Origin of the sequence: Microbispora sp. H13382 (assembly GCF_014161445.1) — a bacterium.
Taxonomy (GTDB): domain Bacteria; phylum Actinomycetota; class Actinomycetes; order Streptosporangiales; family Streptosporangiaceae; genus Microbispora.
In genome coordinates, this window is sequence record NZ_JABBXA010000014.1 from 169,040 (window position 1) to 195,070 (window position 26,031).

Sequence of the window (26,031 nt, forward strand, 5' to 3'; positions counted from 1 at the left end):
GGTCATAAATCGGAGATATGCCGCTGGTCGGACCTGGACCCGCGGTGGTCACAGTCCTCGATCGGTTCGCCGCGTGGGTAGAGGCCGCGCGTCAGTCGCTGCCCCACCGGCCGGTCGTCGCCAAACTGTGGCCCCGGACCTCCAGAACCTTGGCGAAGTCCCGCTGGCGGTGGCGTAGGCCGTGAACAAGCATCACCTCGCGGGCTCCCACCTCGCTGGCGATGTCGAGGAGTCCTCGTCTGTCGGCGTGGGCGGACAGGCGCATCATCTCAACACGGGCGCGCAGTGGGATTTCCTTCACCGCACCGTGATCGTTGACGGACAGGTGCGATGCCTGCTCCTCGACGAGTCTGAGCAGCCTGGCGCCAGCAGACTCCTCGTCCTGGTAACCGGAAAGGAACAGTGCACTGCGGGGCTCCGGCAGGATCCGGGCAGCCCACTGGACCGCAGGGCCTCCGGTGAGCATGCCCGACGTCGTAATCACGACACCAGAGGTGAACAGGTCCAGGTCACCGGGACGCTGCGCGCGGGCCACGCTGTCGCCGAAGATGCACAGAGGAGACGGCCGGTCCGCTGTGATGCGCTCGAACGACGACGTTACATCGGCTGCCATCCCGTCGAGCAGCACGGGCACGTGCGGAAGGTGCTTGCGCATGATCATGGCGAGTTCCTGCGCCCGCCCCAGTGCGAAGGCCGGGATGAGCACGCGCCCGCCGGTCGTGTACACCTCCTCAATGGCCCGGACCAAGTCCCTGACGCGGGTCTCCCGGGAGTCGTGGTCCTCCGCGCAGCAGGTGGACTCCATGACGAGGAGATCCGCCTCGCGTGCCGAGTCCGGGACGGAGTAACCGTCCACAGTCTCTTGACGAAAGCCGGAGATATCACCGGTGATGACAACACGTTCGCCACCGGCCTGCACGACGACTCCCGCAGCACCGAGAATGTGGCCAGCCGGGAACAGCTCCACAGTGAGGTCGCCAATCCTGACTACGGTGCCAAAAGGGACTTCCTCACATCGCTGTACGGCCGCCTCGACCGCATCGCGCCGGTACAGGACTTCGCTGTCCGCGCCCCATCGGCGGTGGAGCCGCTCCCGCTCGCTCATGAGCTTGGTCGAGTCGGCCCACATTCGGGGCATCAACTCGGTCGTCTCCGGAGTGGCCATGATCCGCAGATTTGGAAGGCGTTCGACCAGGGCGGGGACGTAACCGCAGTGGTCGGTGTGGGCGTGCGTGACCACGACGGCATGAACCGGCCCTGTAAGAGCCTGTTCGATGTCGCGCGGCGGAAGCGCCGGATCGCCGGGCCGTAGTCCGGCGTCGACCAGCAGGCGGGTCGTACCTGCCTCGACGAGTACGCAGGAACCGCCGATCTCGTCAGCGCCTCCCAGCGGTTGAACGCGAAGGTGACGTTCTCCGCTGACGGTCACCCGAGGAGGCGCCGGCACTGGCTGTGGAGGCGTAACAATTGCCTGAAGCGCCGCTGCGAGAGCCTCCGGCGCGATACCAGCTGTCTGGGCCGCGAGAACAAGCGGAGGCTCTGACCGCGCCTTTGGTTCGGCGCGGAGGTTGCGTGGGTCCCGGGTCTCCGGTCCCCCGTCGACTGTGTCGGGAGTCTGCTGGAGGACCGCCAACAGGGTGGACGCCAGGATTCGGTGGTCGTGCAGTCGCCGCTGTAAGGCCGCCACCTGGGTGTCCAGCTCCTCCGCGCGCTTTTCCGCGTCGGCGAGCGCGCCCTTGGTGTTTTGAAGGGCTTTGTCGGCGTGCTCGTGCCTCCCTCTGGCCACCTCAAGTCTGCCACGAAGATCATCAATCTTCTCCTGGTGGCGTTTGCGTAGAGTGCGGCGAGCGTCCTCCTGCCTGGACAACTGCTCAGCGAGGCGCAGGCCGGCGCGGACGACGTCGCTGTCAGGAGACAGGAGCAGGGTGGCGACCGCCCGCAGATTCGGCTGGTCGCGGTCGATCAGCAGGTCACGCCGGAGTCTCGCACGCAGAGCCGGAACCCGGACGAGTGCATCGACGATCACCTCGCGATGTTCGGTGGCGAAACATCCCGCATCGTATTCTCTCCCGGCCAGAGCCGGCCGGGAAAGCATCACCTCCGCCGCCGCGTGGAGGATCGGCAGGAGAAGGTCCGTCATCGGGACAGCCCCATTCGCTGGGTGGCCTTCAGAAGGACGGGCTCCGGCCTCAGCGTCCCGTCGTCCTGAGGGACCAGCGCACCGAGAATCCGGAGCACCTCCACCAGGTCCGCCGTCGAGATAAAGCCCTCCTCCTGGAGATTGGCCTCCGACAGAGGGTGGTCGTCCCCGTCGCTCCCGATCGAAGTAAGGAGGTCGGAGAGCGTCTCGGGGCTCTCCGCCGTGTCGAGGATCTCCACCAGCGTCTGCCATGCGGAGCTGAGCGCCGAGCCGGAGAGCACACCGGTCGACCGGACGAACTCCTCCGGGACCTCCTCCAGGTGTCTCCGGCAGCGCTCCAGAGCGTGTTCGGGGTCAGGGTCGCCGGCGGTGAGCGTCTGGACCACCTTGCTGATCAGCAGCGGCCAGCCACCGGTGGTGCGCAGCAGTGCGTCCTGGCTCGACCTGTCCTGGAAGCCGAGTCCGACCTCGTGCATCCACTGCCGGACAGCGGCATGGTTGAAGCGCTGGAGTTCAATCAACTCTGCGACGCCGGTCAGGCCGCCGAGGCTGTCGTCTTCCGGCTCGGCCCCGCGACCCGCCGAGAGCCATTCCGAGGCGTGCTCGGGCGGCGCGACCAGGGCGATGGATCGTGTCCCCTTGGTCGGGGCGGAGATCGCCTTGGCCGCCCTCCGCGGGATGGTGGCCGCCTTCCTGGGCTGCTGCCCCGTCAGGTCGACGATCACGATGTCGTGGCCGGAGCTCTGCTCGGCGCGCTGTAACGCCCCTTCCAGAGTGAGACCGTCCGCCCCGACCCGCAGTGTCCGGGCCTGCTTGTGCCGAGAGGCGGTCTCCTCCAGGGCAGCGGCCACCCGGTCGATCTGCAAGGCCGGTGAACCGGCGATCAGGTGCAGCACGTTGCGATGACCGAGCACCCTTGTCACCTGACTACCGGTCAGGGGGGACCGCTCGCCGTGCTCCTTGTAGGCGTCGCGGTAGGACTGTGCGTCGAACTCCTCGGGCCGCTCGAACGTCTCGGCCTGCCCGAGCACGGCCTCCACCTCGTCGGCGCCGCCGAGCAGGTTGAGGATGTGCGGAGTGCGCAGCCGGTAGCGTTCGCCGTCGGCGGCGAGGACACCGAGGTTGACACACTCTTCCAGCAGCCCACGGAATCCGTCGCTGGTCGAGTCCTTGAATCCGTGCGGCCACCACTCCAGGCAGTCCGCCCGCAGTTGGCTCGCTGTCAGCTCGCCGACCCCGCTCTCGTCGAGCGCGTGGAACGCGACGGTGTAGGCGATGACCTTGTATCGCTTGTCCAGGTTCAGGGTCCACTCGAAGCGGTCGCGGAAGCCACGCGCCAGTTTGCTGTCTCGCCAGACCGCGTCCACGTCCTCCCGCGTGATTTCGTACGGCAGCGCCATGTGCGTCGCTGAAATCCGGCGCAACCGGGTCAGCAGGGCGTCGGCGAACAGCTGAATGAGGGCCGGAGCGTTGTTCGCCTCCGCGATGACACGCGCCCCCAGGCGGGGGGAGAACCTGAAACCGAGCGCCTCCAGGGGCTTGGTCAGCAGATTGTAGGCGTCCTGCGGATCGAGCGGACCGACCGCGATGGGCGTTCCCAGATGGGCGAGAGGCTGGTTGGACAGGCTCTCGAACCGGGCCGTCTGGTGCAGGCCGGCGAAGACGACCTTGACGCGGCCGTCCGTCTCGTTCATCAGGTTGCGCAGCGCGATGACATTGCTGAAGGAGGCGTCCCTCGCGTCCGCGTTGAGGAACTCGTCGGCTTCGTCCAGCAGGATCAGCAGTTGCCGCGCGGGATCGGCCTCAATCCACTCCTTCACCCCCCGGCAGATCTCCTCCGGATCGGCCGGGGGCGCCGATCGCTGCGGCAGAACCTCGGCCTGCGTGAGCCGGTCGGCGAGCGTCCGCCATAACGCGGCGACGGATTCGACCTTGCCGATGTTCTGGATGACCTCGGAGATGACCAACCGGTTCGGGTCGGTCTTGCGGATGTACCGCTCGGCCTTGCGCAGTAGCGCGGACTTGCCGAGCTGCCGCCCGCCGTACACGAAGGAAGATCCGGCCCGGCTGATCACCTCCTGCCACTGGTCCAAGCGCCCGTAGAACATCTCCTCTGGCACGTCTCCCGTGGGGGCGTACGGATTGGTGGCGGTGAACGGGGCCAGCAGGTTCACCGTCGTGCTCCAGTCCGCGTCGGGCAGACAGGCGAGGTAACTGATCGCGGCGTCGTCCAGGAACGCCGCGATCGGTGTCGGACGCCTGCGGCTCACGGCGGCCAGTTGCCGGCGCTGCTCCATGGTGAGCACACCGAAGTAGAGGACGAGGACCGTCTGGTCCGCCGGCTGCTCCTTCAGCCACTCGATGACCTGCTGCGGTCCCGGCGGTCGCCATACCAGCAGGAGCTGGAGCCGGTCACCTGACGGGCTCATCCGGGAACCGAAGGCCGGCAGTTGCGGATCGACGATCGTGCGCACCTTGTCCAACGTGATCCAGAGCCGGTCTCGTTCTTCACGAGAGGCTCCCTGCTCGCCCTCCAGGCCGATAACCTGCAGAACCGCGGTGACGGCGGACCTGAGGTTGCCCGCCCCCTTCGGCCCCTGGGACAGGGCGTGCCACAGACGCAGGCCCTCTCCCGCCACGGCGCGCCGGGTGCGGGGAATGCCAGAGATCGACAGCCCGGTGCGGTGCAGGAGGAGACCCAGCTCAGGCTCATCGATCTCCTGGCCGGTACGGAGCGCGTCCTTGAGCCGTTGCAACCACTCCGCTCCTTCCTGACCCTTCTGCCTGGCCGGCAGCCGAGCGGACATGGTTTCGAAGGCCTGTGGAAAGTGCGGGAAGAACCGCTTCAGGTGGTCGACCGTGTCCGATATCTCGGGCAGCCGCTTGCCGCTTTTCGCCTGCGCCATGAACTCACGGGCGGTGGTCAGGTCACCGTCCTCGATGTAGGTCCTGATGCGTTCTTGGACGTCGGCGACATCGGCGTTCTCGGCGCTCAGGGCGGCCAGTGCGGCCAGCTCCGCGGTGATCTGTTCGTCGCGGACGTGGGCGACCTCCCGCTCCAACGCGTCCAGCTCGCGCGTAATCAGGTCGAAGTCGTCCCGCTCGGTGCTACCGAGAGCCTGGAGCAGAGCGGAGAAGCGGGTGGCGGTCACCTCAGGGAGCACTCCCGCCCGGCGCCACTCCGCGATGCGGTCCTGGAGCTCGTCGATGCGATCGTCACGCTCGTGCCGGGCCTCGTTGACCAGCTTGTCCCTACGCTGGCGGAGCTCGGTGTGGAGCTTGTGGTCCTGCTGAGCCAGGACCGAGAGGAGGGCTCGCGTTCCCCGGTGGTCGCCGTTCCCGGCGCGTTCCTCGAAGGCCGTCCGCCAGTCGCGCTCGCCGGCGGTGCAGAGGGGGAGCAGGCCTTCCAGCGTAGGCCGGGCCCGAGGCGCGACGGTGTCGGCGTCGAAGTCGATCGTGGGGGAGAGGAGTAGGTCGCCGTTGAGGAGGTGTGTGATCAAGGGCTCCGGCTGGGAGAGCGGCTCGCCGTCCAGCAGGCCCAGGGTGTCATGCACCAGCCGTGAGACACCGCTCGCCGCCGCGGCGACGAGCGGGTCGGAGGACATCGCCAAGGCAGCGATCTCCTCCTCGACCCGCGTCCGGTAGCCCTGCACGGTCGCGCGAAGTTCGTCCAGGTGCCGGACGACCCAGGAGACGCCGGACGCGTCCGTCTGCAGCGACTGCACCTCGCGTACCGCGGCCACCCAGTTCGCCACGAGGTCGAGAGACTTGTCGATTTTCTCGATCAGTTTGGCCCTGGCGCCGGAGTGAATGCGGTCAGCCCCTCTGCGGGAAGCGCGGGCCTTGGCCGTCTCGTCGATCAGCCGGTCGATCGCCTCTCCGGTCCGGAGCTTGTCGAGTTCCTGTTCGACCTCGCGCGCCAGCGACGCGTTGTCGCGGGCCGCGATCGCCAGTAGTCTCCCCGGACCCGACGAGTCATCCTGGATCAGGGTCTTCCAGACATCCGTGGCCAGAGCGTACTTGATCTTCTGGGATGGGCCCTCGTCCAGGAACCTGGCTGCGGCGGCAGAAGCCTGCTCCCGGATTCCGTCCGCCCGCGAGGCGTCGTGCATCCGCCCCGACAGTCCGGACACCAGATAGGCCCCGGCCTTCGCCATCCGGCCGAACGCCTCACCGTACGCCGTCAGACCAGGGTACGGCGCCAGCGCCGGCGACAGCTCGTCCAGCAGGCGAGTCGCCTCCGGGGTCGGGTGAACCAGGCCGCTGCGCAGCGCCGCTGCCCAGGCCAGCAACTGACCGGGCACGTCGTCGCCAAGGGCCTTCACGGTCACGTTCACAGCGGACTCCGTGAAGGCGGCCGACAGCCGCCCGGCGAACTCGCTCGTCTCGGCGGATATAGCGGCACACCGCCGCGCGCTCACCTCCGCGGAGGGTCTGTCCGCAGCCTCACGCAGCCACGCCGCCAACCCGAAGCGCCCAGCACGGAGCGCGGCCGCCTCTGCCTCGGCGGCGGAGCCGGTGAGGCCCACGCCACCGGTGAGCTCCGCGGCGCCGCTGGTCGCTAGGGAGCCGGTCGGCCGGGCCGGTTCCAACTCGGACCTGTCGTCCGCGCCCGCCTCATGCACTTCTGTGTCCGACGGCGGGACGCGTTCCTGCGGCGCGGCCTCACGCGCCTTCAGCGGACGCGTCGGCTTGTCCTTCACCGGCTGCGCCGTACTCTCGATGAAGGCGTCCAGGTCGGCGAGCTCGTCCAGGTCGGCGTGCCGGCTCACGTCCGCCGGAACGGGTGGAGCATCCGCGGCGGATGGTGAGGAGGGTGCCTGCGGCTCGTCCGTCGCAGGAGCGACACCCCCATCGTCCTCTCCTGCCGGATTCTCGTCCACCGAGCCACCGCCTGTGGAGTCGTCAGAGGATGCGTCATCCGACGGGGTAGTCGCGCCGCCGTCGTTCTCTGCAGGCATCCCGTCGTGCAGCGGAGCGGGCAGGGGCACGCCGGCATCATCGGGAACTGTCAGCGAACCTCGAACCGCGGCCGCGCCCAGCTTGCGCCATCCGGGGGGTGCCTCCTGGCGGAATCGTTCCTGCAGCTCGTCGATCCTGTCAAGGGCGTCGGGGTCGTCAGCCAGGCTGATGAGTTCCGCCAGGATCTCCAGGACTGGGCTCTCTGCTGTGGCGGCCTCGCGGACCTCCTGGAGAAGGTCTTCGAGATTCGATGGGCCGTTGACGTGGGCCAGCGCGAGGATCCTCCTGCGCCGGTAGTCCTCGGACTCGAGCTGGACGATTTCGTGCTGGAGCGCCTCGGCGGTCGTGCCGGAGAGTGCGGAGCCGCGAACAACCTCGAGTCTGCCCCGGAGCCCGTCGAACTCTCGGACGCCCCGCAGGATCGCCTCGACATCCTCGGCAAAAGGCCGTCCGGCGTCCGCGAACGCCTGCCGTACCCGCTCGGCGGCGGTTGCCGCATCCTCAAGCGTCCGGCGAAGAAGTTCGAGTTCCGCCCGCAGGGTCGATCTGGAGGGCCGCTGATCGTCGTCAAGGGGTTCCCGGGTAACCGAGGTCATCTCTTCCTCTCCAGCATGAGACTCCTCGGTATAAGACGCCTGGAGCGATCCAGTGGACGACAGGGACAGGGCGGCCTCCCGGAGCTCGGAGAATGCGATCGGCTCCTCCGGGAGCGTGGGATAACCGGTGCGGAGCTCCCGCCAGGCGGAGCGGACCGCGTCCGCAGCGGCGACACCCATCCGCTCAGTGGAGCCCATGAGGAGCCCGAGCGCCACTGCGGACAACGGCAGGTCGTGCCAGTAGACGTCTGCGAGCACGAGGTCGACCATGCTCTCGGTAAGACCCTTGGCACTGGTCAGTGTCGCGGCGAGCACAGGGGCGTTGGAGAGAACGTCGGTGGCCTGACCGGAGTGGAGCAGGCGAGCGCACTCGTCCGCGGATAACTCGTCGTGGTTATCGAAGCCGAGAAGGAAGGGGGTGCTCAGGGCGCAGGCGAGGGAGGTCCGCAGCTTCCCGTCTGTTTCGTGAAGGATGCGGGTGAGACCGATGGCCGCCGACCGGGGTATCGAGCGTACGTCGCCGAGCTTGACATAGCTCAGGACCCTTCTGCGGACCGGTGGCGGATAGTGCCGGACCACCATCAGGTCGTCCGGGGTCACACGGGCCGCCGCCTCCGCCACGATCAGGCCGACGTGTTCGAACGCGGCCAGGGCGCTGACTTCGCCCACAGGCGCCGGGTGCCGGTCATGCGGGCCCTTCTCGATGCAGAGTTGCCGCACAGTGTCCCCCTTCTTCGTTGGTGGGGCGCGAACAGTCCGTACACGGAGAAATGCCGATCAGTACCGTCGAGTCCGAGCAAGAGCGGCTGGGGCATGGGCCGCGCAGGGATGACCGGTCCTTCTCGGTAACGGATGAGCGTGCCGGGCTCGTCGGTGACGAACGGACCATATCCCAAGAGAAGCCGACTTACAACAGTGAAGTGAGTTCACAAGGATAACTCACTTCAGGGACAAATGGGATTCAATCGCATAGAAGCGGTTGAACCTCATGAATCGGGCTAGCTCAGGATTCTGATGAGAGAATGTCGACAGCAATCGCTCGGCCATCTAACTGTTACTTGGGTTCACAGGCGCAATCATGTAGACCCCGTGATGGTAACCGGCTACTGTTGCGGGGCGCAGGTGAAAGTGTGAGGCGTGATCTCCTTGAGATCGGAACGAGCATCTTGGAGAGTCAGGCCGCATATCTTGAGTGCGGTGCGTTACCCCCGACGTCGCCGTAGAGGCAGGTGAGCATGGAACTCCTGGACCGTTCCGACCCCCAGCGGATCGGTGGTATCACCCTGCGCGGACGGCTCGGCGCCGGAGGAATGGGCCGGGTCTTCTATGGCCTCACCGACGACTACGAGCAGGTCGCAGTGAAGATCATTCGTGAGGACCTACTGGGCCACACCGAGGCGCGCGCCCGGTTCGCCCGCGAGATTGACGCGTTACGAACTGTGCAGGGGCCGCACGTCGCCGCTCTGGTGGACGCATCCGGCGAGGGCGAGGAGAGGCCCTGGCTCGCGGTGGAGTACGTCCGGGGCCTGAGCCTGAAGGAGTTCGTCGAGACCTGTGGCCCGCTCGACGGCGAGCACGCCGCGACGCTCGGTGTCCTGCTGGCCTCCGCGCTGGGCGATATTCACGCGGCCGGCCTCCTGCACCGTGATCTCAAGCCTGGCAACATCCTGCTCGGCAGGGACGGGGCGAAGGTCATCGACCTGGGTCTGGTGGCCCTCGTCGACGGCCCGACCGACCTGACCACGACCGCCTCGACGCTCGGCACGCCCGCCTGTATGTCACCCGAGCAGGCCAACACTCCCAAGCAGGTGACCGCCGCCACCGACGTCTACTCACTCGGCGCGACGCTGATGTTCGCGCTGGCCAAGCACTACCCCTATGACGGCAAGACGGTCGCGGCGCTGTTCATGAACATCATCAGTGCCGATGTGAAGCCCGACCTCGCCGGCGTCCCGGAGGAGTTCGCGCCGCTCATCACCGCGATGCTCGCCCAGGATCCCGCCGACCGCCCCACCGTCCCCGAGACGTACGAGCGGCTCAAGGAGGTGGCGACCTCGGGCGGGGTTACGCTGCCGGTGGCCGTACGACGCTTCGCCGTCGCCACGTACGTCGAGCGGGACAGCGACCCGCAGGACCCCACTCCGCCGGCTCGGCCGCGCCGCCGCGACCTCTCCGAGGTCGTCGTGCCCGGCTCGGTGGTCGCGAAGCTCGCCGACCGTCTCCGCGGCGCGTACGCCGTCGGCGCCCGTTTCTAAGAGGAGAACCGTGACCGAGACCTCCTTCCCGCCCGGCGCCCGGATCGAAGTCCGGGACGCCGAGTGGATCGTCCGGACCTGTGCGCAGCTCGCCACGGGCGGCTACAAGATCACGGCGGTGGGCGCATCGGAGTTCGTCCGCGACGAGGACGCGGTCTTCTTCACCGACCTCGACGAGGTGAGCCTGCTCAAGCCCGAGGAGACCGTCCTGGAGCAGGACATGACCCCGCGCTTCGCGCAGAGCCGCCTGTTCATCGAGGCCGTCCTGCGCCGGACCCCGCTCCCGCAGACGGAGAAGGGCCTCGCGTTCGCCGACCGCTTCCTCCTCGATCCGCTGCCCTACCAGCGGCGGCCCGCCGAGCTCGCGCTGAAGGGCCTGCGCCCGCGCATCCTCATCGCCGACGTGGTCGGCCTCGGCAAGACCCTGGAGATCGGCCTCGTCCTCGCCGAGCTCATTCGTCGCGGCCGGGGCGAGCGCATCCTCGTCGTCACTCCGCAGCAGGTGCTGGAGCAGTTCCAGCACGAGCTGTGGACCCGCTTCGCCATCCCGCTGATCCGCCTCGACTCCGTTGGCATCGAGCGTATCCAGCGGGAAATCCCCGCGGGTCGCAACCCGTTCACCTACTACAAGCGGATCATCGTCTCCATCGACACCCTCAAGAACGAGGGCAAGTACGGCCAGCACCTGGAGAAGATGGACTGGGACGCGGTCGTGATCGACGAGTCGCACAATCTGATCGGCGAGACCAGCCTGCGCAACAAGCTAGCTAGGCTGCTGGCCCGCCGTACGGACGCGCTGCTGCTGGCCAGCGCCACCCCGCACAACGGCAACAGTGAGTCGTTCGCCGAGCTGATCCGCATGCTGGACCCCGCCGCGATCGCCGACGACCACAGCTACTCCGCCAAGGACATCGAACACCTCTACATCCGCCGTACGAAGATCAGTCCCGAGGTGCGCGACCAGATGGGCACGAAGTGGCCCGAGCGTGGTCCCTCCGTCCCGGTGCGCTGCGCCGCCACCCCCGCCGAGGAGAAGGTCTTCGAGGAGCTCACCCAGGTCTGGCTCGCGGGGGATCAGCGCGTCGGTGGTCCTGTCGTCGACGGCAAGAACCGGCTCTTCCCCTACACGCTGCTCAAGGCGTTCCTCTCCTCGCACAGGGCGCTGGCCAAGACGGTCGGCAACCGGCTGAAGAACGCCAAGGAGCCCCGGGAGATCGACGCGCTGAAGACCCTCGCGGACCTGACCGCGCAGATCAGCGATGACGACTCCGCCAAGCTCGACGCCCTCGTCCGCCTGCTCCGCGACGAGATCGGCGTACGGCACGGCGGCGAGACCCGGGCCGTGGTCTTCTCCGAGAGCGTCGAGACGGTCAGGTGGCTGGCCGAGGTCCTGCCCAAGCGGCTCGGCCTGACCAGCAAGGGCGAGGTCGAGATGATGCTCGGCAACGGCATGTCCGACCAGCAGCAGCAGGAGATCATCGAGCGTTTCGGGCTCTCCGACGCCCCCGTACGCCTGCTAGTGACCACCGACGTGACCTCCGAGGGCGTCAACCTCCACCGGCAGTGCCATCACCTGGTCCACTACGACGTGCCGTGGAGCCTCATCCGGATCGAGCAGCGCAACGGCCGCATCGACCGCTACGGCCAGACGCGGCAGCCGCAGTTCCGGGCGCTCATCCTCACCTCCGAGGTCGAGGGCGCCAAGGACGACCGGGCCGTCGCCGAGAAGCTCCTGGAGAAGGAGGAGACGGCGCACCGCACCCTGGGGACGGCGGAGGCCGTCACCGGCGAGTACCGCGCCGAACGCGAGGAGCGCCGCCTCATCCAGGACCTGCTCGCCGGCAAGAGCGTGGAGGAGTCCCTCACCGAGCACAACGCCGATGACCCCTTCGCCTTCGCCGGCCTGTTCGGATCGGTCGACGGCGGTGTCACGGGCGCCGACCCGCTCCGCGCGGACGTGCCCCGGCTCTTCGACGGCTCGGAGGCGTTCGTGAAGGAGGCCGTCGACACGCTCGGGCTACTCAAGGACCTGGAGGACGACGGCGTGATGCTCGCCTTCGAGCCGCCGCCGGACCTCGCCCACCGCCTGTCCGCGCTGCCCGCCGACTACCTGCGCACCCACGACGTGCGCAGGCGGATGAAGGCCACCTTCGACCGCAAGGAGGCCCAGCGGAAGCTCGACGAGGCGCGCAGGACGAAGACGATGTGGCCGGAGATCGCCTACCTCTCCGACCTGCACCCGATGGTCGACTGGGTGACCGACAAGGTCCTCGTACGGCTCGGTCGCCAGAAGGCGCCGGTCATTACCGCCCAGGTCGACGAGCCGACCTTCCTCATCCAGGGCATCTACTCCAACCGCCTCGGGCAGCCGACCGTCGTCGAATGGATGGCCGTCACCCCCGCGGGTGTGCTCGACCGGAAGATGACCGACGTGCTCGTCGCGGCCCGCGTCGGCCCCGACATGATCAACACGGGCCGGGCCATCGACCTCGGGCCGCTTCAGGAGCGGGTGCCCCAGGCCGTCGCCACCGCTCGCGCCCACCTGGAGGAGCGCCGCTCGGCCTACGAGAAGAAGGTCGTGGAGCCGCTCGACTCCTACCGCAACCGGCTCGGTGAGTGGCAGCAGCTCACCCTCGACGGCGTGCACGCCTCCCAGCGCGGGCGCAAGGAGCAGCGCGTCCGCGAGACCGTCGAGCGGCAGCAGCGCCTGCTCGACTCCCTCAAGATCACAGGGGAGCCGCTGCTGCGGGTCCTCGCCGTACTCGTTCCCGAGGCGCCGGACTCGGGCGCAGTGAGACAGGACGGACACCGATGAGCTTCGACTCGCTGGTCAACCGCGGCGACTACTTCTCGGCCCACTACTTGGCCGAGGTGCTGCCCAAGGACCTCAAGAAATCCGGCGGTATGTTCGCCCGCTGGAGCGAGGAGGAGAAGGCCGGGCGCACTACCCCGCGCAAGGGGCTGCGCGCCCTGTCCAAGCCCTACTTCGCCGACCGGCCGTACTTCGCCGAGCTGAACGCGCGGCTGCGCGACGACGAGATGCTGACGGGGGACGAGCGCGCCGAGTGGCGCAAGGAGCTGGGCGAGCTCCATGGCGAGGTGTTGCGCGCCCTCGGCTACGTCGCGGCCCCGCGCGAGCTGATCGTCGAGCGGGCGGGCAGGGAGCACGCCGTCGAGGTCGCCTACGCCGACCGGCACCTGGTCGCGATCGAGTGCGGCTGGGCCGCCGATGTGGACGCCGCCCTCGACGACGACCAGGCCGGGCGGCTGCTGGCCCCGGTCCGGCTGGACAACACCGAGGAGATCACCTCCGGCACCAAGCTCGCGACCTGGCTGCTGACCTCCGAGGAGCCGCCGCGCTACGTGCTCATCCTCGCCGGCGGCGTGGTCGTGCTCGCCGACCGCGCCGTATGGGGCGAGGGCCGCTACCTCGCGGTCAGCCTCGATGTCGCGCTGGGCCGCGGCAACGAGGCCGAGCTGGGCACGATCGCCGCCCTGTTCGGCGCCGACTCCCTGCTTCCGCCCGAGGAGGGCGGCTCCGAACCGCTCGTCGAGCTGCTCGACCGCTCGCGTAGCCATGCGGTCGGCGTGTCCAAGGAGCTGCGCGACGGCCTCAAGGACTCGGTCGAGCTCATCGCCAACGAGGTGCTCGCCCGGATTCGGGCCCAGGGCGTGCGGCCCGAGGACGTCATGGAGCCCGCTGCTCTGGCGAAGGAACTCGGCCGCGAGTCGCTGCGCTACCTCTACCGGATCCTGTTCCTGCTGTACGCCGAGGCCCGCCCCGAGCTGGGCATCCTGCCGACCGACGACGAGGACTACGTCAAGGGCTACAGCCTCGCCCGCCTCGGCGACCTGGTGGTGCGCGACCTGACGGGGGAGGAGGCCCGCAACTCCTTCCACCTGTACGAGTCGCTCGACCTGCTCTTCCGAATGGTCAACAGAGGCCACCGGCCACGCTTGGGCGCCGAGCCGGAAGGCTCGGAGGGGGAGGGGCTGCGCTTCGAGCCGCTCCGCTCCGACCTGTTCGAGCCCGAGGCGATCAAGCTCATCGGCCGGGACGCCATCTCCCTGGACGAGGACGACCCGGACGCGCCGCGCATCGACACCCGGCTGCGCAACGAAACGCTCTACAAGGTGCTGCGCAAGCTCATGCTCACCAAGGGGCGCAAGAAGGAACGCGGCGGTTTCATCTCGTATGCCCAGCTCGGCATCAACCAGCTCGGCGCGGTGTACGAGGGCCTGATGTCCTACACCGGGTTCATCGCTGACCAGGATCTCTACGAGGTGGCCAAGAACGGCGACCCGAAGGACGGCTCATGGATGATTCCGGCGTCAAAGGCGGAGGATTATCCCGATGAGGTCTTTGTTCGCAACAGCGACGAGGACGGCAACGTCGAGAACAAGCGTGTCCACGAGGGCATGTTCGTCTACCGCCTGGCCGGCCGCGACCGCGAGACCAGCGCCTCCTACTACACCCCCGAGTCGCTGACCCGGGTCACCGTCCAGCTCGCGCTCCAGCACCGCCTCGACCAGGACGACACGGTCACCCCGGCCCGGGAGATCCTGGAGTGGAAGATCTGCGAGCCCGCCCTGGGCAGCGGCGCGTTCCTCAACGAGGCCATCAACCAGGTCGCCGCCGAGTATCTCAAGCGCCGCCAGCAGGAGCTCGGCGTCTCGATCGACCCCGAGCGGTACGAGGAGGAGCTGCAGAAGGTCAAGGCGTACGTCGCGCTGCACAATTCCTACGGAGTCGACCTCAACGAGACCGCCATCGAGCTGGCCGAGGTCTCGCTCTGGCTCAACGTCATGCACCCCGGACTGCAGGCCCCCTGGTTCGGCCTGCACCTGCGCCGCGGCAACTCGCTCATCGGCGCGAGCCGCAGGGTGTACGGCGCCGCCTCGCTGACCAAGGGCAGCTGGCTCAAGGAGGCCCCCGAGGACCTGCCGTTCTCGGCGGGTCAGCTGCCGTCGGGGAAGGTGCACCACTTCCTGCTCCCCGCCGAGGGCTGGGGCGCGGTCGCCGGGGCCAAGGAGGCCAAGGAACTCGCTCCCGAGCAGGCGAACCGGCTCAAGGCCTGGCGCAAGCAGATCCAGAGGAGTGTCTCCGACAAGAAGAAGCAGGGCCAGAAGTTCAGCCAGCTCCAGCGCCTCCAGGTGTTGTCGAAGCGGGCCGAGTACCTGTGGGACCTGGTCCGGCAGCGCCTCGCCATCTCCGAGCGGGAGATCAGCCGCAAGATCGACGTCTGGGGCGCCGACTGGATCGAGCAGCCGGCCGACGCCGTGCCCAAGGAGAAGGTGTACGGAGACCTGACCGCGCCGGGCACGCCGTACTGGCGGCTCAAGAAGGTCATGGACGCCTGGTGCGCGCTGTGGTTCTGGCCGCTCGACAAGGCCGGTCTGCTCGACGGCTCCGACGAGGTCTACGCCCGACCGGTGCTTGAGGTCTCTGAGCCGGAGCCAATGTATGGGGCGTGGGAGCCCACGACAGTACGGCCCGTGCCTTTTGCGGTGGACCGGCCCCTTACAGCCACGGGGAGCACGGCGGGCGGGGAACCGGCTGACTTCGGAAAAGTCTATGTTACCGACTCCTTGTTCACCGCAGGAGACGAGCAACTCGACCTCGGAGAGCACGCCGCCGCACTTCAGAGATCCGCGACAATGAAGACCCTCAGTAAGGAGCAGAAAGAGGCGCGCGCTGCCACCGCCGCAGCCAACGCAGCTAGAAAGGCCGCCGTGTTGGAACCCCTCCGCCCAAGGATTGCTCTGACGGACCTCAACGATTGGCTCGACTTCGCCGAAGCCGTGCTCGGACGCCTGGACATCGACTATGGCGAGACCGGCACCCAGAAGGGGTTGGCCACTACCTTCACCAGCCTGGACGAGATGGAGCACCACGAGGACGACATTGTCACTTGGATGCGGATGGATTCCCCCGATAAAATGTTGGAGCGTTTCCCCTGGTTCCAAGAGATTGAGGGTGAGAACGGCATTGCAGAGCAATGCGGCTTCTTCCACTGGGAACTCCAGTTCGCTCAGGTCTTCGCTCAAGGAGGCTTTGATCTCCAAGTCGGCAACCCACCGTGGGTGCGGCCTCGCTGGAACGAGTCCGCCGTGCTTGCAGAATTTGAACCGTGGTTTGAGCTTGCTGAAAAGGCTCCTGTAGCTGAGAAGTCTCGGCGGCGTGAGGAACTGCTCTCGAGCACTGCGGTCAGGGACTATGTGCTCGGTGAGCTGACGAATATCGTCGCACAGGTCTCCTTATTCGGGTCTCCGCAGGTGTATCGCCTGCTCGTTGGTACCCAGCCCGACCTGTACCGGGCGTTTATGTGTCAGGTCTGGGCGCACGGGGCCCCCAAGGGGACGACGGGATTTCTTCACTCCGATAGTCACTTCACTGGGGACAAGGAAGGCGAGCTCCGTGCGGCGGCCTATCATCGGCTCCGCATCCATGGTGATTTCGTCAATGCAGGGCAGCGATTCTTTCCGGAGCCGGTTGGTCACGCAACCCATTTTGGCGTCCACATCTATGGAAGCCCGAAGGTGATTGAGTTCGATCACCTCTCGTGGCTGGTTTCCACGGAAGCTCTGCTTCTCTCGAGCAGTCACGATGGCTCTGGTGAAATCCCAGGTATTCGGTACCAGAACGCCGAGTTCGATGGCAGGCCGCACCGGACGCGAGTAATCAGGGTTACCGAGGATAGGCTCTCAGTATGGCAGCGGTTACTGAATGAGGAAGGCGTGCCCATCGAGCAGGCGCGCCTCCTCTTCCCAGTGAGCGAAGCGGAAGCTGCGGCCATCGCTGCTCTAGCTGACTATCCTCTGCGGCTTGGTCCGCTATCGCCGCAGATAACCCGCGGTTACGATGAGAGCGGAGCGAAAAAGAATCACCTGATCGACTACAATCGGTCGGACGTATTGCCTAGTCGTGAGTTGCGGCAGGACTCGTGGAATAAGGTGATTTTGAAGGGGACACAACTTGGTGTTGCGACTCCCATCTTCAAACGCCATGATGCTAACAGCAACGACCCTTATGGAATCGATCTAGTTAATCTGCCCTCTGATTTCGTGTCAGACACAGCATACACATGCGTCGAGGGGCGGGAATCTGCCTATCTTGCAGCGCAAGATCATTGGATTGATCACGCTGCTCTAATGCGTCTTCGCTCCGACCCGGAGATGATTGAGAGTGCTCGTAGGCAGCTCACAGCAGATGGTGTCAGAGAGGGGAACATCACCCCGGGTAAGATCGATCAAGTCCTAGAGGAACGTGCTCGGCGCCGATACACAGACTTCTACCGTCTGGCTTGGCGTCGAATGATTTCCCAGAATAGTGAACGTGCGCTCTACGCTGCTCTCATTCCGCCAGGAGCGGCGCACATCGATGGTGTTTGCAGCATGTCGCTACCTGATTGTAAACTCCTAGCGCTCGTGGCGGGATTCTGGGCCTCGCTTCCTCTAGATTACTTTTTGAGAATCACTAGCCCTGCTAATTTCGGCGTTAGCGGGGCCCGGGCGATGCCGGCTCCCGCCTCTGAGCATCCCCTAGCATCTGCTCTCCTTCTGCGCACGCTACGGCTGAATTGCCTTACGAACGCCTACGCCGATCTCTGGGCCACGCTGTATGACCCCGCTTGGTTGCATGAGTCGTGGGCCTGTGAATGGCCCGATCTGCAGCCATTGCAAGCGGTCACCCCTGATTGGCGTGCAGAAACGCCACTGCGGACCGAACGCGCCCGGCGCTCAGCGCTCGTAGAGATCGACGCCCTGATCGCAGTCTGGCTCGGTATGGACGTCGACGCCTTGATCGCGGCCTATCGAGGCCGCTTCCCAGTGCTTCAAAAGTTCGAGGCGGCTACATGGTTCGATTCCGAGGGGTGGAAATTAGCAAGCTACGCCCGCACGATTGGGCAACGCCAGACCAAAGAAACCTGGGCGCAATTCGAGGCATATCAGGCGGATCCAGAGAACGCTCCCGTCCCCGACGGGTATACCGCGCCGTTCTATAAGGCCGACCGGGAAGCGGAGTATCGGCAGGCGCACGCGGTCTTCTCCGAGCGGCTCCGGCAGGCCGGCTGGGAGCCGGGGGCCGTATCCGCCAACGGCGGCGAGAGCGCGTCGTGACGATAACCGCTTGCCCGGTTACCCGGGGTGCGGCACCCTTGACGGTGCCGCACCCCCGGTGGGTGCCGGAAGCAGGGGCCGGGACCACCGATGGAATCGGGCACCCGGCCCCCGCGCTGCAACCGCCGACCAAGGCCGGGCCGGGTTCTGTTGCTCTGAGTGAGTTGATATGCACCCTCGGGCGCCGGTTCGCTGGGCTCAGTCGCCCCACTCATCTCGATGGGTGGGCGTGGGCCTCGCCCACTGGGCGAGGCCCTGGTCGTCTCTCGCTCGGCTCGCATGGCCAGCGCTTTGATCTTGCCTTCGTGACGGCGGCGGAATCTGCTTGCCAGGTCATGCGGCGTACGTCATCCTCGGCTGTGCCGCACCCCTGGGAGTGTGGAAGTGAGGCCGGGACTACTGAGGGATATCGGGTGCCCGGCCTTCGCGCTGTCCTCGTGTCCCTGGGCACGGTTGCGTGTCCGGCCCTCGCGTCGCTCGTGGTCCGAGGCGGGGCCGGGAGTGCACGTGTTACGGGGAGTGAGTTGACGGGCACGGAGGCGATCCTGTTTACTGTTCTCGACTGCACCACTCATTTCGATGGGTGGCCCGGAGCCCCGTTCGTTGGACGGGGCTCTATGTTTTTCTCACCATCGGTCCGGGCGTCTGATCTTCCCGTGAGCGTCCTGGAGCCGGTCGGGCAGCTGACATGCCTTCAGCATGCTCGGGTTGATCTGCCTGAGGAACGTGGGGCGTGCGGCGATGAGATCGACGGCGCGCCTCTCGTAGGGGTACGGGTTGGCCACCCCGATCGGGATGCCGAGCTCGTGACGGACCACCCGGATCGGCTCCGCCAGGTCCGCGTCGTTGCTGACGACGAGGGCGCTGTCGCAGTCTTGCCGGAAGGCATCCAGGAGAAGGTATGTCGCCAGATTGACGTCCGAACCCTTCTCCTCGGTCTTGACGACTTCGACGGTCCGGGGGCTGCCGGGCGTCGGGAAGGCCAGCGGCATGCGTGTGATCCGCTCCTGGAACCGTCCGAAGTGAACGGTGAGGTGAGGGATCGTCAGCAGGGCGCGCAAGTAAGTGTCTTGGCGCTTGTGAGCGCCCGGATCGTCCGGCCGGGCTGTGACCATCGCGGTGAAATAACGAATCCGGTGGACGCTGCCCTGCCGCACCAGGCGGTGGGCGAGAGCGTCGAGGTCCAGCCATTTGTACGGTGTTCCGCGCAGGCACCCGTAGTAGAGGTTGAACCCGTCAACGTAGACGTTGGTAAGCACTGTGTAAATATATCGTCACCGAAAGTTAGCATGCCTGAGGCTGGTCGAACGGGAGTGCGGGTGAGGAGCGGGTTCAAGTGCAGGCGGGCCGTACGAGTGCATGAGGAGGACCGGTGAGGCCGACGCTGGCCGCGGACGAGTTGCGGCAGAGCCTGACGCAGTACCTCACCACCACCTTCGCGCTGGCCGACCCACCCGTCCGCCAGGCCCTGAAGCGGTTCCTGGAGCATCCCGAGCAGGGCATCTTCCGCGGGCCGTACCTGCGCATCCGTACGCCGTTCCGGACCGCCAAGGACGGCTGGCGCACTACGCTGGAGTGGGCACCGGAGGGCTTCTCGCCGTACCGGCACCAGGCGGAGGCGTTCAAACGGCTCAGCACTCACGGCAAGAAGGCCGAGCCGACGCTGATCACGACGGGCACCGGCTCGGGCAAGACCGAGTCGTTCCTCATCCCCGTGCTCGACCACTGCCGCCGGGAGCGGGCCAAGGGGAAGGGCGGCGTCAAGGCCGTCCTGCTCTACCCGATGAATGCCCTGGCCACCGACCAGGCGTACCGCATCAGCGGATACCTCGAACAGCCGAAGTTGAACGACGTGACGGCCGCCCTGTACATCGGCGACACCCCCGGGGACAGCTTCAAGAAAGTGATGACGCAGCGGTCGGAGATCCGGCGCAACCCGCCGGACGTGCTCATCACCAACTACAAGATGCTCGACCTGCTGCTCCAGCGGCCCGACGACCTGCCGCTGTGGCAGGACGCCGAGATCGCGTACGTGGTGGTCGACGAGTTCCACACCTACGACGGCGCGCAGGGCACCGACGTTGCCATGCTGCTGCGCCGGCTGGCCGCCGCGACCGGGCACGCACAGCCCGGCCGGCCGCTCGGCGACATCTGCCCGGTCGCCACCTCCGCCACCCTCGGGGAGAACACGGGTCAGGAGGGCGGCGGGCGAAGCATCAGCGAGGTGGCCGAGCAGGTCTTCGGCATGCCGTTCCCCGAGAAGTCCGTGGTCGGCGAGGACCGGCTCACGGTCGAGGAGTTCATCGGCGACATCGACGTCACGCTCCCGCTGCCCGGCCCCGAGGATCTGATCGCCTGCGGCGACCCGATGCGCGATCCGACGGCGATGGACGAGCTCGCCGCCGCCGTCACCGGGCGGACCGGGCTCGGCGCCCAGGAATTGGGGAAGGTGCTCCGGCATCACATCCTCACGCAGGCCGTGCTCGACGTGCTCGGCGGCGAGCCGCGCACCTTCGACGAGATGCTCGACCTGCTGCCGCGGCGCGGCGCGTACAACTGGGGCGCCGCCATCCGCGAGAACCCCGCCCGGGCCGCGACCGCGCTCGCCCGGTTCGTCGCGCTGCTGTCGACCGCCCGCGACCCGGAGGACACCGAAGACCTCGGCAAGCGGCCGAGACGGCCGTTTTTGCTGGTCGAGACGCACATGTGGGTGCGCGCGGTCTCACGGCTGCTCCGTCTCGCGCACCACACCCCGGCCTTCGCCTGGATCGGCGAGCTGCCCGTGGTAGACGCCGACTCCACGTTCAGCGTGCTCGGCAAGACCCTGCTCCCGGCCGTCTACTGCCGCCACTGTGGCCGTTCCGGCTGGGCCGCGTTCTCGCCCGAGCGTGACCCGGACCAACTGATCACCACGCCGGAGCGGATCTACCGGGCGAACGTCGGCGCGGAGAAGAAGCGGGTCCGGCCGCTGATCCAGGCGACCGAACGCGAGGTGGAGGCGGCCGTACGGAACCTCGCCGTTCTCGACGGGGAGCGGGTCCGGCCGTACGACCCGGCGCGCGACACCTATGGCGAGGGCGACATCGTCTTCGTGCTGACGGACCTGCGCACCACCCCGGAGGCGCTCTACGCCGCCGAGCAGGACCGCTGCCCGGCGTGCGACATGGACGAGGGCATCCGCTTCCTCGGTTCAGGACTGGCCTCGCTGGCGTCGGTGGCGATCACGCAGTTGTTCGCCGGAGGCCAGTTGGAGCCGGAGCAGCGCAAGACGCTGCTGTTCAACGACTCGGTGCAGGACGCCGCGCACCGGGCCGGGTTCGTCGCCAACCGCTCATACGCCTTCTCCCTGCGCCGGCTGCTCGCTTCGCGGCTGGACCCCGAGGCGCCGATCCTGCTCAACGACCTCATTGGCGACCTCGCGGCGGCGGCCAGCGAGGCGGGAGTGCTGCCCGCGGTCGTCCCGCCCGACCTGCACGACCGCCCGGAGATCGACGCGATCCTCGCCGAGGAGACCGAGGGTGGCTCCGACGCCTGGAACCTCATCGGGGAGCGGCTGGCGTTCGCCGCCGTGATGGAGCTCGGCCTGCGCTCCCGGAACGGCCGCACGCTGGAGCTCACCCGGACGGCCGCGGCCGAGGTCGTGCTCGCCGACCCGGTGAGGATCGCCGCGCTGGCGCGTGACGCGCACACCGCGACCTCCGGCATGGTCGAGCTGCAGGCCGGCGACCGCTACCTCGTCTTCGTACGCGGCCTGCTGGAACGGCTCCGCTACCGGGGCGCGGTCAAGCACGCGTGGCTGGACAGGTGGATCGGCAACGCTGGCACCAGCCGCTACAACGCCATCTGGGGACGCCGCCCCGACGGCATGCCCGCGTTTCCGCGCGGGGTCAGCGCGCCGACGTTCCTGCTCGACCGGATGAAGAGGAAGTCGGAGTTCGACCGGGTCGACGCCGACCAGGGCTGGTCGCAGGACTGGGCCACCCGTTGCCTCGGCCTGACCCGGGGCCAGGCCGGCGAGTACCTGTCCCGGCTGCTTCCCCTGCTGGCCTCCGAGGGCGTCGTCGCCAAGCGCACCGCCGACGACGGCGCCACCGGCGTGTACGGCCTGCAGCCCGGCCACATCCAGGTGCACCTGCTCGAAGACGAGCACGTCGACGACGCCGGCATCGGCTGCGACCGATGTGCCTGGCAGCAGACGCTCCCGCCCCACCTCGTCGACGACTGGTACGGCCAGCCGTGCCCCCGCTATCGCTGCGGCGGCTCCCTGACCGACCGCGGCAGCCGCGACCACCGGAGCGACTACTACCGCCGTCTCTATCGGGGCGAGGGCGTCTTCCGGGTCGTCACCGCCGAGCACACCGGCGCGCTCACCCGCCGCCAGCGCGAGCAGACCGAGGACCGCTTCCGTCAGGGCACCCGCTACAGCGACCCCAACGTGCTGTCCTGCACGCCCACGCTGGAGCTGGGCATCGACATCGGCGAGCTGTCGGCGGTCATCCTCGCCTCGCTGCCGCCGGGGCCGGCCAACTACGTGCAGCGGGTCGGCCGGGCCGGTCGCCGCACCGGGAACGCGTTCCTGGTCACGATGGTGGGCCGGTCCCCGCGCGACCTGTACTTCCTTGAAGAGCCGCGCGACATGATCGCCGGCGAGATCGTCCCGCCCGGCAGCTATCTGTCGGCCGTGGAGATCCTGCGTCGGCAGTATGTCGCCCACCTGGTCGACCTGTGCGCACGCGACCGGCTCTCCGGCGTACGGGCGCTGCCGCGGCGGGCGTCGGCGCTGTTCGGGGAGACCGGCTGGCTCGCCGGCTTCACCATCGCCGCGCTGGCGTCCGGCGCGACGCTCGCGGAAGGTTTCCTGGAGCTGTTCGGTGAAGCGGTGAGCGAGGCGGCGGCCACGGAGCTGCGCGGCTTCGCCACGGGCGGGCTGAAGGAGACCGTGGAGGAAGCCGAACGGGTGTGGAACCGGCGCCTGGACGACCTGCGCGAGCGGCTGAAGGTCATCGACACGGCGTCCGAGACGCTGGTGGAGTCCGATCCGAGCCAGCAGGCGATCAAGCGGTCGCTCGCGGCCGAGCGCCGGGCAGTGGCGCGGCTGGTCAGCGAGATCGGCGGGCAGAACGCCCAGGGCGCGTTGGTCGAGCTCGGACTGCTGCCCAACTACTCCCTCATCGACGCCGCCACCACGCTGGAGGCGACGATCACCTGGGACGAGGAGGTCCCGGGCGGCAGGCGGTATCACAGCGAGGTCCGTGAGTACAAACGTCCTGCCAGGCTGGCCCTCACCGAGTTGGCCCCCGGCAACTCCTTCTACATGCGCGGCTACCAGCACCGGATCAGCGGCCTGGACATCGGCACCTCGTCCCGCCCGGCCTGGGAGGAATGGCGGGTCTGCCCCGGCTGCGGCCATGTGCGGACCTTCCGGGCGGCCGAGGACACCTCGCCGTGCCCGCGCTGCGACAGTCGGCAGATCGGTGAGCTCGGCTCGCTGCACAAGGTGCTGCGGCCCACCCGCGTCACCGCCCATGACCGTCGCGACGACGTGCAGATCCGCGACGACAGCGACGACAGGCAGCGGCGCTACTACGAGACCGCCGTCGCGGTCGACGTCGACCCGGCCGACATCGCGCCGGGAGCCTCCTGGCGGCACGCTACGGCCGTCTTCGGCGTCGACTTCACCCGGCAGGCCGTGATCCGCCGCTTCAACCTGGGCACCGCCCGCTACGACCGCCCGGCCGGCGACCGGTTCGCGGGCGAGCAGGTCCGGCTCAACCCCTTCCACGCCTGCCCGTCCTGCGGCGGGACGACCGTGGACGGCCCGCCATCCTCCAACGAGTCCGACGGGCTGGTCGCCACCTCGTCGTTCGACCGGTCGCGCAGCCACCACCGGCCGTGGTGCCCGTTCCGGCGGTCCGCTCGCGACACCGAGCACGTCAAGCTCATCCTCGCCCACGAACTGCACACCGAGGCGCTGCGCATCCTGCTCCCGGTCGCCACGCTGATGGTCGAGCAGCGCTCCGCCTCATTCCAGGCGGCGCTGATGGCCGGGGTGGCGGCGCGGTACGGCGGCGACCCCGACCATCTCGACATCGTCACCGCCACCATGCCCGACCCGGCCACGGGCCGGGAACGGCGCTTCCTCGTGCTGCACGACACCCTGCCCGGCGGCACCGGCTACCTGCACCGGCTCTCCTCGCCCGAGGGTTTCCACGAGGTGCTCGCCGCCGCGTACAAGATCGTGGACGAGTGCCGCTGCAAGGAGGAGCGCCAGAAGAAGGCCTGTCACCGCTGCCTGCTCTCCCACGTCCCCGGCAGCATGTACGACAAGGTCAGCCGGGCCGACGCTCTGGAGATGCTCCGCGAGCTGCTGGAGAAGTGGGAGGTCGCCCCGGTCACGACCACGGCCGACATCTCCCTGTGGGACCAGGTCGAAAGCGAGCTGGAGGCACGCTTCCTGGACGGCCTGGAGGCGTGGGCCCGCCGGTCCGACACGCGTGCCGTGCTCGCCCGCGGCGAGATCGTCAACGGCAGGAAGACCGCCGACCTGCGCATCGAGGGCCCCGGCGGCGTGATCCGGCACTGGCGGATGACCCTGCAGAACACCATCAAGGGCACCCGGCCCGACGTGCTGTTCCGGCTGGTGGACGACGAACCGCAGGAAGTGGCCGTCTACCTCGACGGCTACGCCTACCACGCGACGGCGGAGATCAACCGCCTGGCCGATGATGCGGACAAACGGGCCCGGCTGCGTGCTCATGGCCGGCTCGTCTTCCAGCTCACCTGGGAGAACCTCGACGAGTGGGAGGGACGCGGGTTCGCCCCCGATCAGTCGATCGAGCCGCTGCGCAAGCCGTACGAGGGCATCGCGCAGGAACAGGCCCGAGGGTTCTACGGGCGCTCGGAACCGCACCGCGAGCCCGTCGAGCTGGTGCACACGATGTGGACCAACCCGGTCGAGACGCTGGTGGCCTACCTTCGTGAGCCCGACCGGCGGCTGTGGCTGCACCGCGCCGAGGCGGTGGTTGCGGGCACGGTCCGCAAACTCAACGGCATGAGCATCTGCGACCCAGATGGGGTGGCGGAGCGGGTGGCGGCATCGTTGCGCGGCGAGGACCTCCCGCCCGGCGCGGCAGGCCCTATCAGGGTCTGTTCCACAGACGACCTGGACGGCTGCCGGCTCACGGTCGTCCTGGATGGTCGCACCGGAGCGTGGAGCGCGTTCACCGTGATCGACGACCGCAACGAGACGATCCTCGCTGACGACGAGGCGCACCGGCGCCACTGGGCGGGCTGGCTCTACTGGGGCAACCTCCTGCAGTTCCTCGACGCCGGTGCGGGCGACGGAGGCCAGCTCGCCCTCAGCGAGCTGGATCTGTTCGATCCGGGTCTGCTCGCCGCAGCGGGTGGCGAGGGTCTCCTCACGGCGCTCAGCAGGCTCCCGCTCGACGCGGACCTCGCCGAGGGTCTGTCCGACGACACGCCGTTCGTCCCGCGCCCACCGGACGAGGAAGGCGAGTCGGGACGGCCTCCGTCCGACAAGACCGAGGTGACCGACGAGACGGCGGAGGATGTCGTCCCGCAGGACTGGGAGGAGGTGCTCGACCTCCTTGACCCCGAGGACGCCGCGCTGGCGCGCCTGGCGCACGCCCTCACCGAGCTGGGAGTGCCCGCCCCCGAGGCGGGCTACGAGCTCGGCGAGCAGGCCTGGCAGGCCGAGCTGGCCTGGCCGCAGGCCAAGCTGGCGGTCATGCTCTCCGGAGACGACGACGAGGCGCGCAGACGCGACGCCGCCTACGCCCAGGAGGGCTGGGACGTGCGGATCGCGGAGGGCTGGACATCAGAAGAACTGGCCGAGCGTCTCGGGGTGAGCGGACGGTGAGTGTGCAAGGCGAGGCGGACTCGACCCGGAAATACAGCGGAGGCCCGGTGAGTGGGCGGAGCAACCGGTACGGCGGCA

The 26,031-nt window shown here is 68.0% G+C and carries 7 protein-coding genes; 4 read left to right on the top strand and 3 right to left on the bottom strand.

Going from position 1 to position 26,031, the window contains the following annotated elements; translation table 11 throughout:
* Window positions 1-91: 91 nt before the first annotated feature.
* Together HHX41_RS26100 and HHX41_RS26105 are read right to left on the bottom strand one after the other, a co-directional pair.
* Window positions 92-2,140, bottom strand: a complete 2,049-nt coding sequence (locus tag HHX41_RS26100; protein ID WP_182908099.1) for an MBL fold metallo-hydrolase — start codon at window positions 2,138-2,140, stop codon at window positions 92-94.
* Window positions 2,137-8,367: a hypothetical protein gene (locus tag HHX41_RS26105; RefSeq protein ID WP_182908100.1), complete on the bottom strand. Its 6,231-nt coding sequence runs from the start codon at window positions 8,365-8,367 to the stop codon at window positions 2,137-2,139. The genes HHX41_RS26100 and HHX41_RS26105 overlap by 4 nt, the downstream gene beginning before the upstream one ends.
* 566 nt (window positions 8,368-8,933) lie before the next feature.
* On the opposite strand from HHX41_RS26105, the gene HHX41_RS26110 reads away from it, so the two are divergent.
* Genes HHX41_RS26110 through HHX41_RS26120 form a run of 3 tightly spaced genes read left to right on the top strand, consistent with a single transcriptional unit; the run spans window position 8,934 to window position 18,074 of the window.
* Window positions 8,934-9,953: a serine/threonine-protein kinase gene (locus HHX41_RS26110; protein WP_182908101.1), complete on the top strand. Its 1,020-nt coding sequence runs from the start codon at window positions 8,934-8,936 to the stop codon at window positions 9,951-9,953.
* A 10-nt stretch (window positions 9,954-9,963) separates the two neighbouring features.
* Entirely contained in the window at window positions 9,964-12,768 is a 2,805-nt protein-coding gene (locus HHX41_RS26115; RefSeq protein WP_182908102.1) for a DEAD/DEAH box helicase, read from the top strand.
* Window positions 12,765-18,074 (top strand): hypothetical protein, encoded by a 5,310-nt coding sequence (locus HHX41_RS26120; RefSeq protein ID WP_182908103.1) that lies wholly within the window; start codon window positions 12,765-12,767, stop codon window positions 18,072-18,074. The genes HHX41_RS26115 and HHX41_RS26120 overlap by 4 nt, the downstream gene beginning before the upstream one ends.
* Window positions 18,075-18,700: 626 nt before the next feature.
* On the opposite strand, the gene HHX41_RS26125 is transcribed toward HHX41_RS26120, so the two are convergent.
* Window positions 18,701-19,333, bottom strand: coding sequence for an NYN domain-containing protein (locus HHX41_RS26125; RefSeq protein WP_182908104.1), 633 nt, complete (start codon window positions 19,331-19,333; stop codon window positions 18,701-18,703).
* A gap of 113 nt (window positions 19,334-19,446) precedes the next feature.
* On the opposite strand from HHX41_RS26125, the gene HHX41_RS26130 reads away from it, so the two are divergent.
* Window positions 19,447-25,953, top strand: a complete 6,507-nt coding sequence (locus tag HHX41_RS26130) for a DEAD/DEAH box helicase (RefSeq protein ID WP_182908105.1) — start codon at window positions 19,447-19,449, stop codon at window positions 25,951-25,953.
* The last annotated feature ends 78 nt before the right edge of the window (window positions 25,954-26,031 follow it).

Excerpts from the sequence above, each read along its gene's own strand:
- HHX41_RS26100 (WP_182908099.1), bottom strand. The coding sequence starts at position 2,140 with ATGACGGACCTTCTCCTGCCGATCCTCCACGCGGCGGCGGAGGTGATG.
- HHX41_RS26110 (WP_182908101.1), top strand. The coding sequence starts at position 8,934 with ATGGAACTCCTGGACCGTTCCGACCCCCAGCGGATCGGTGGTATCACC.
- HHX41_RS26120 (WP_182908103.1), top strand. The coding sequence starts at position 12,765 with ATGAGCTTCGACTCGCTGGTCAACCGCGGCGACTACTTCTCGGCCCAC.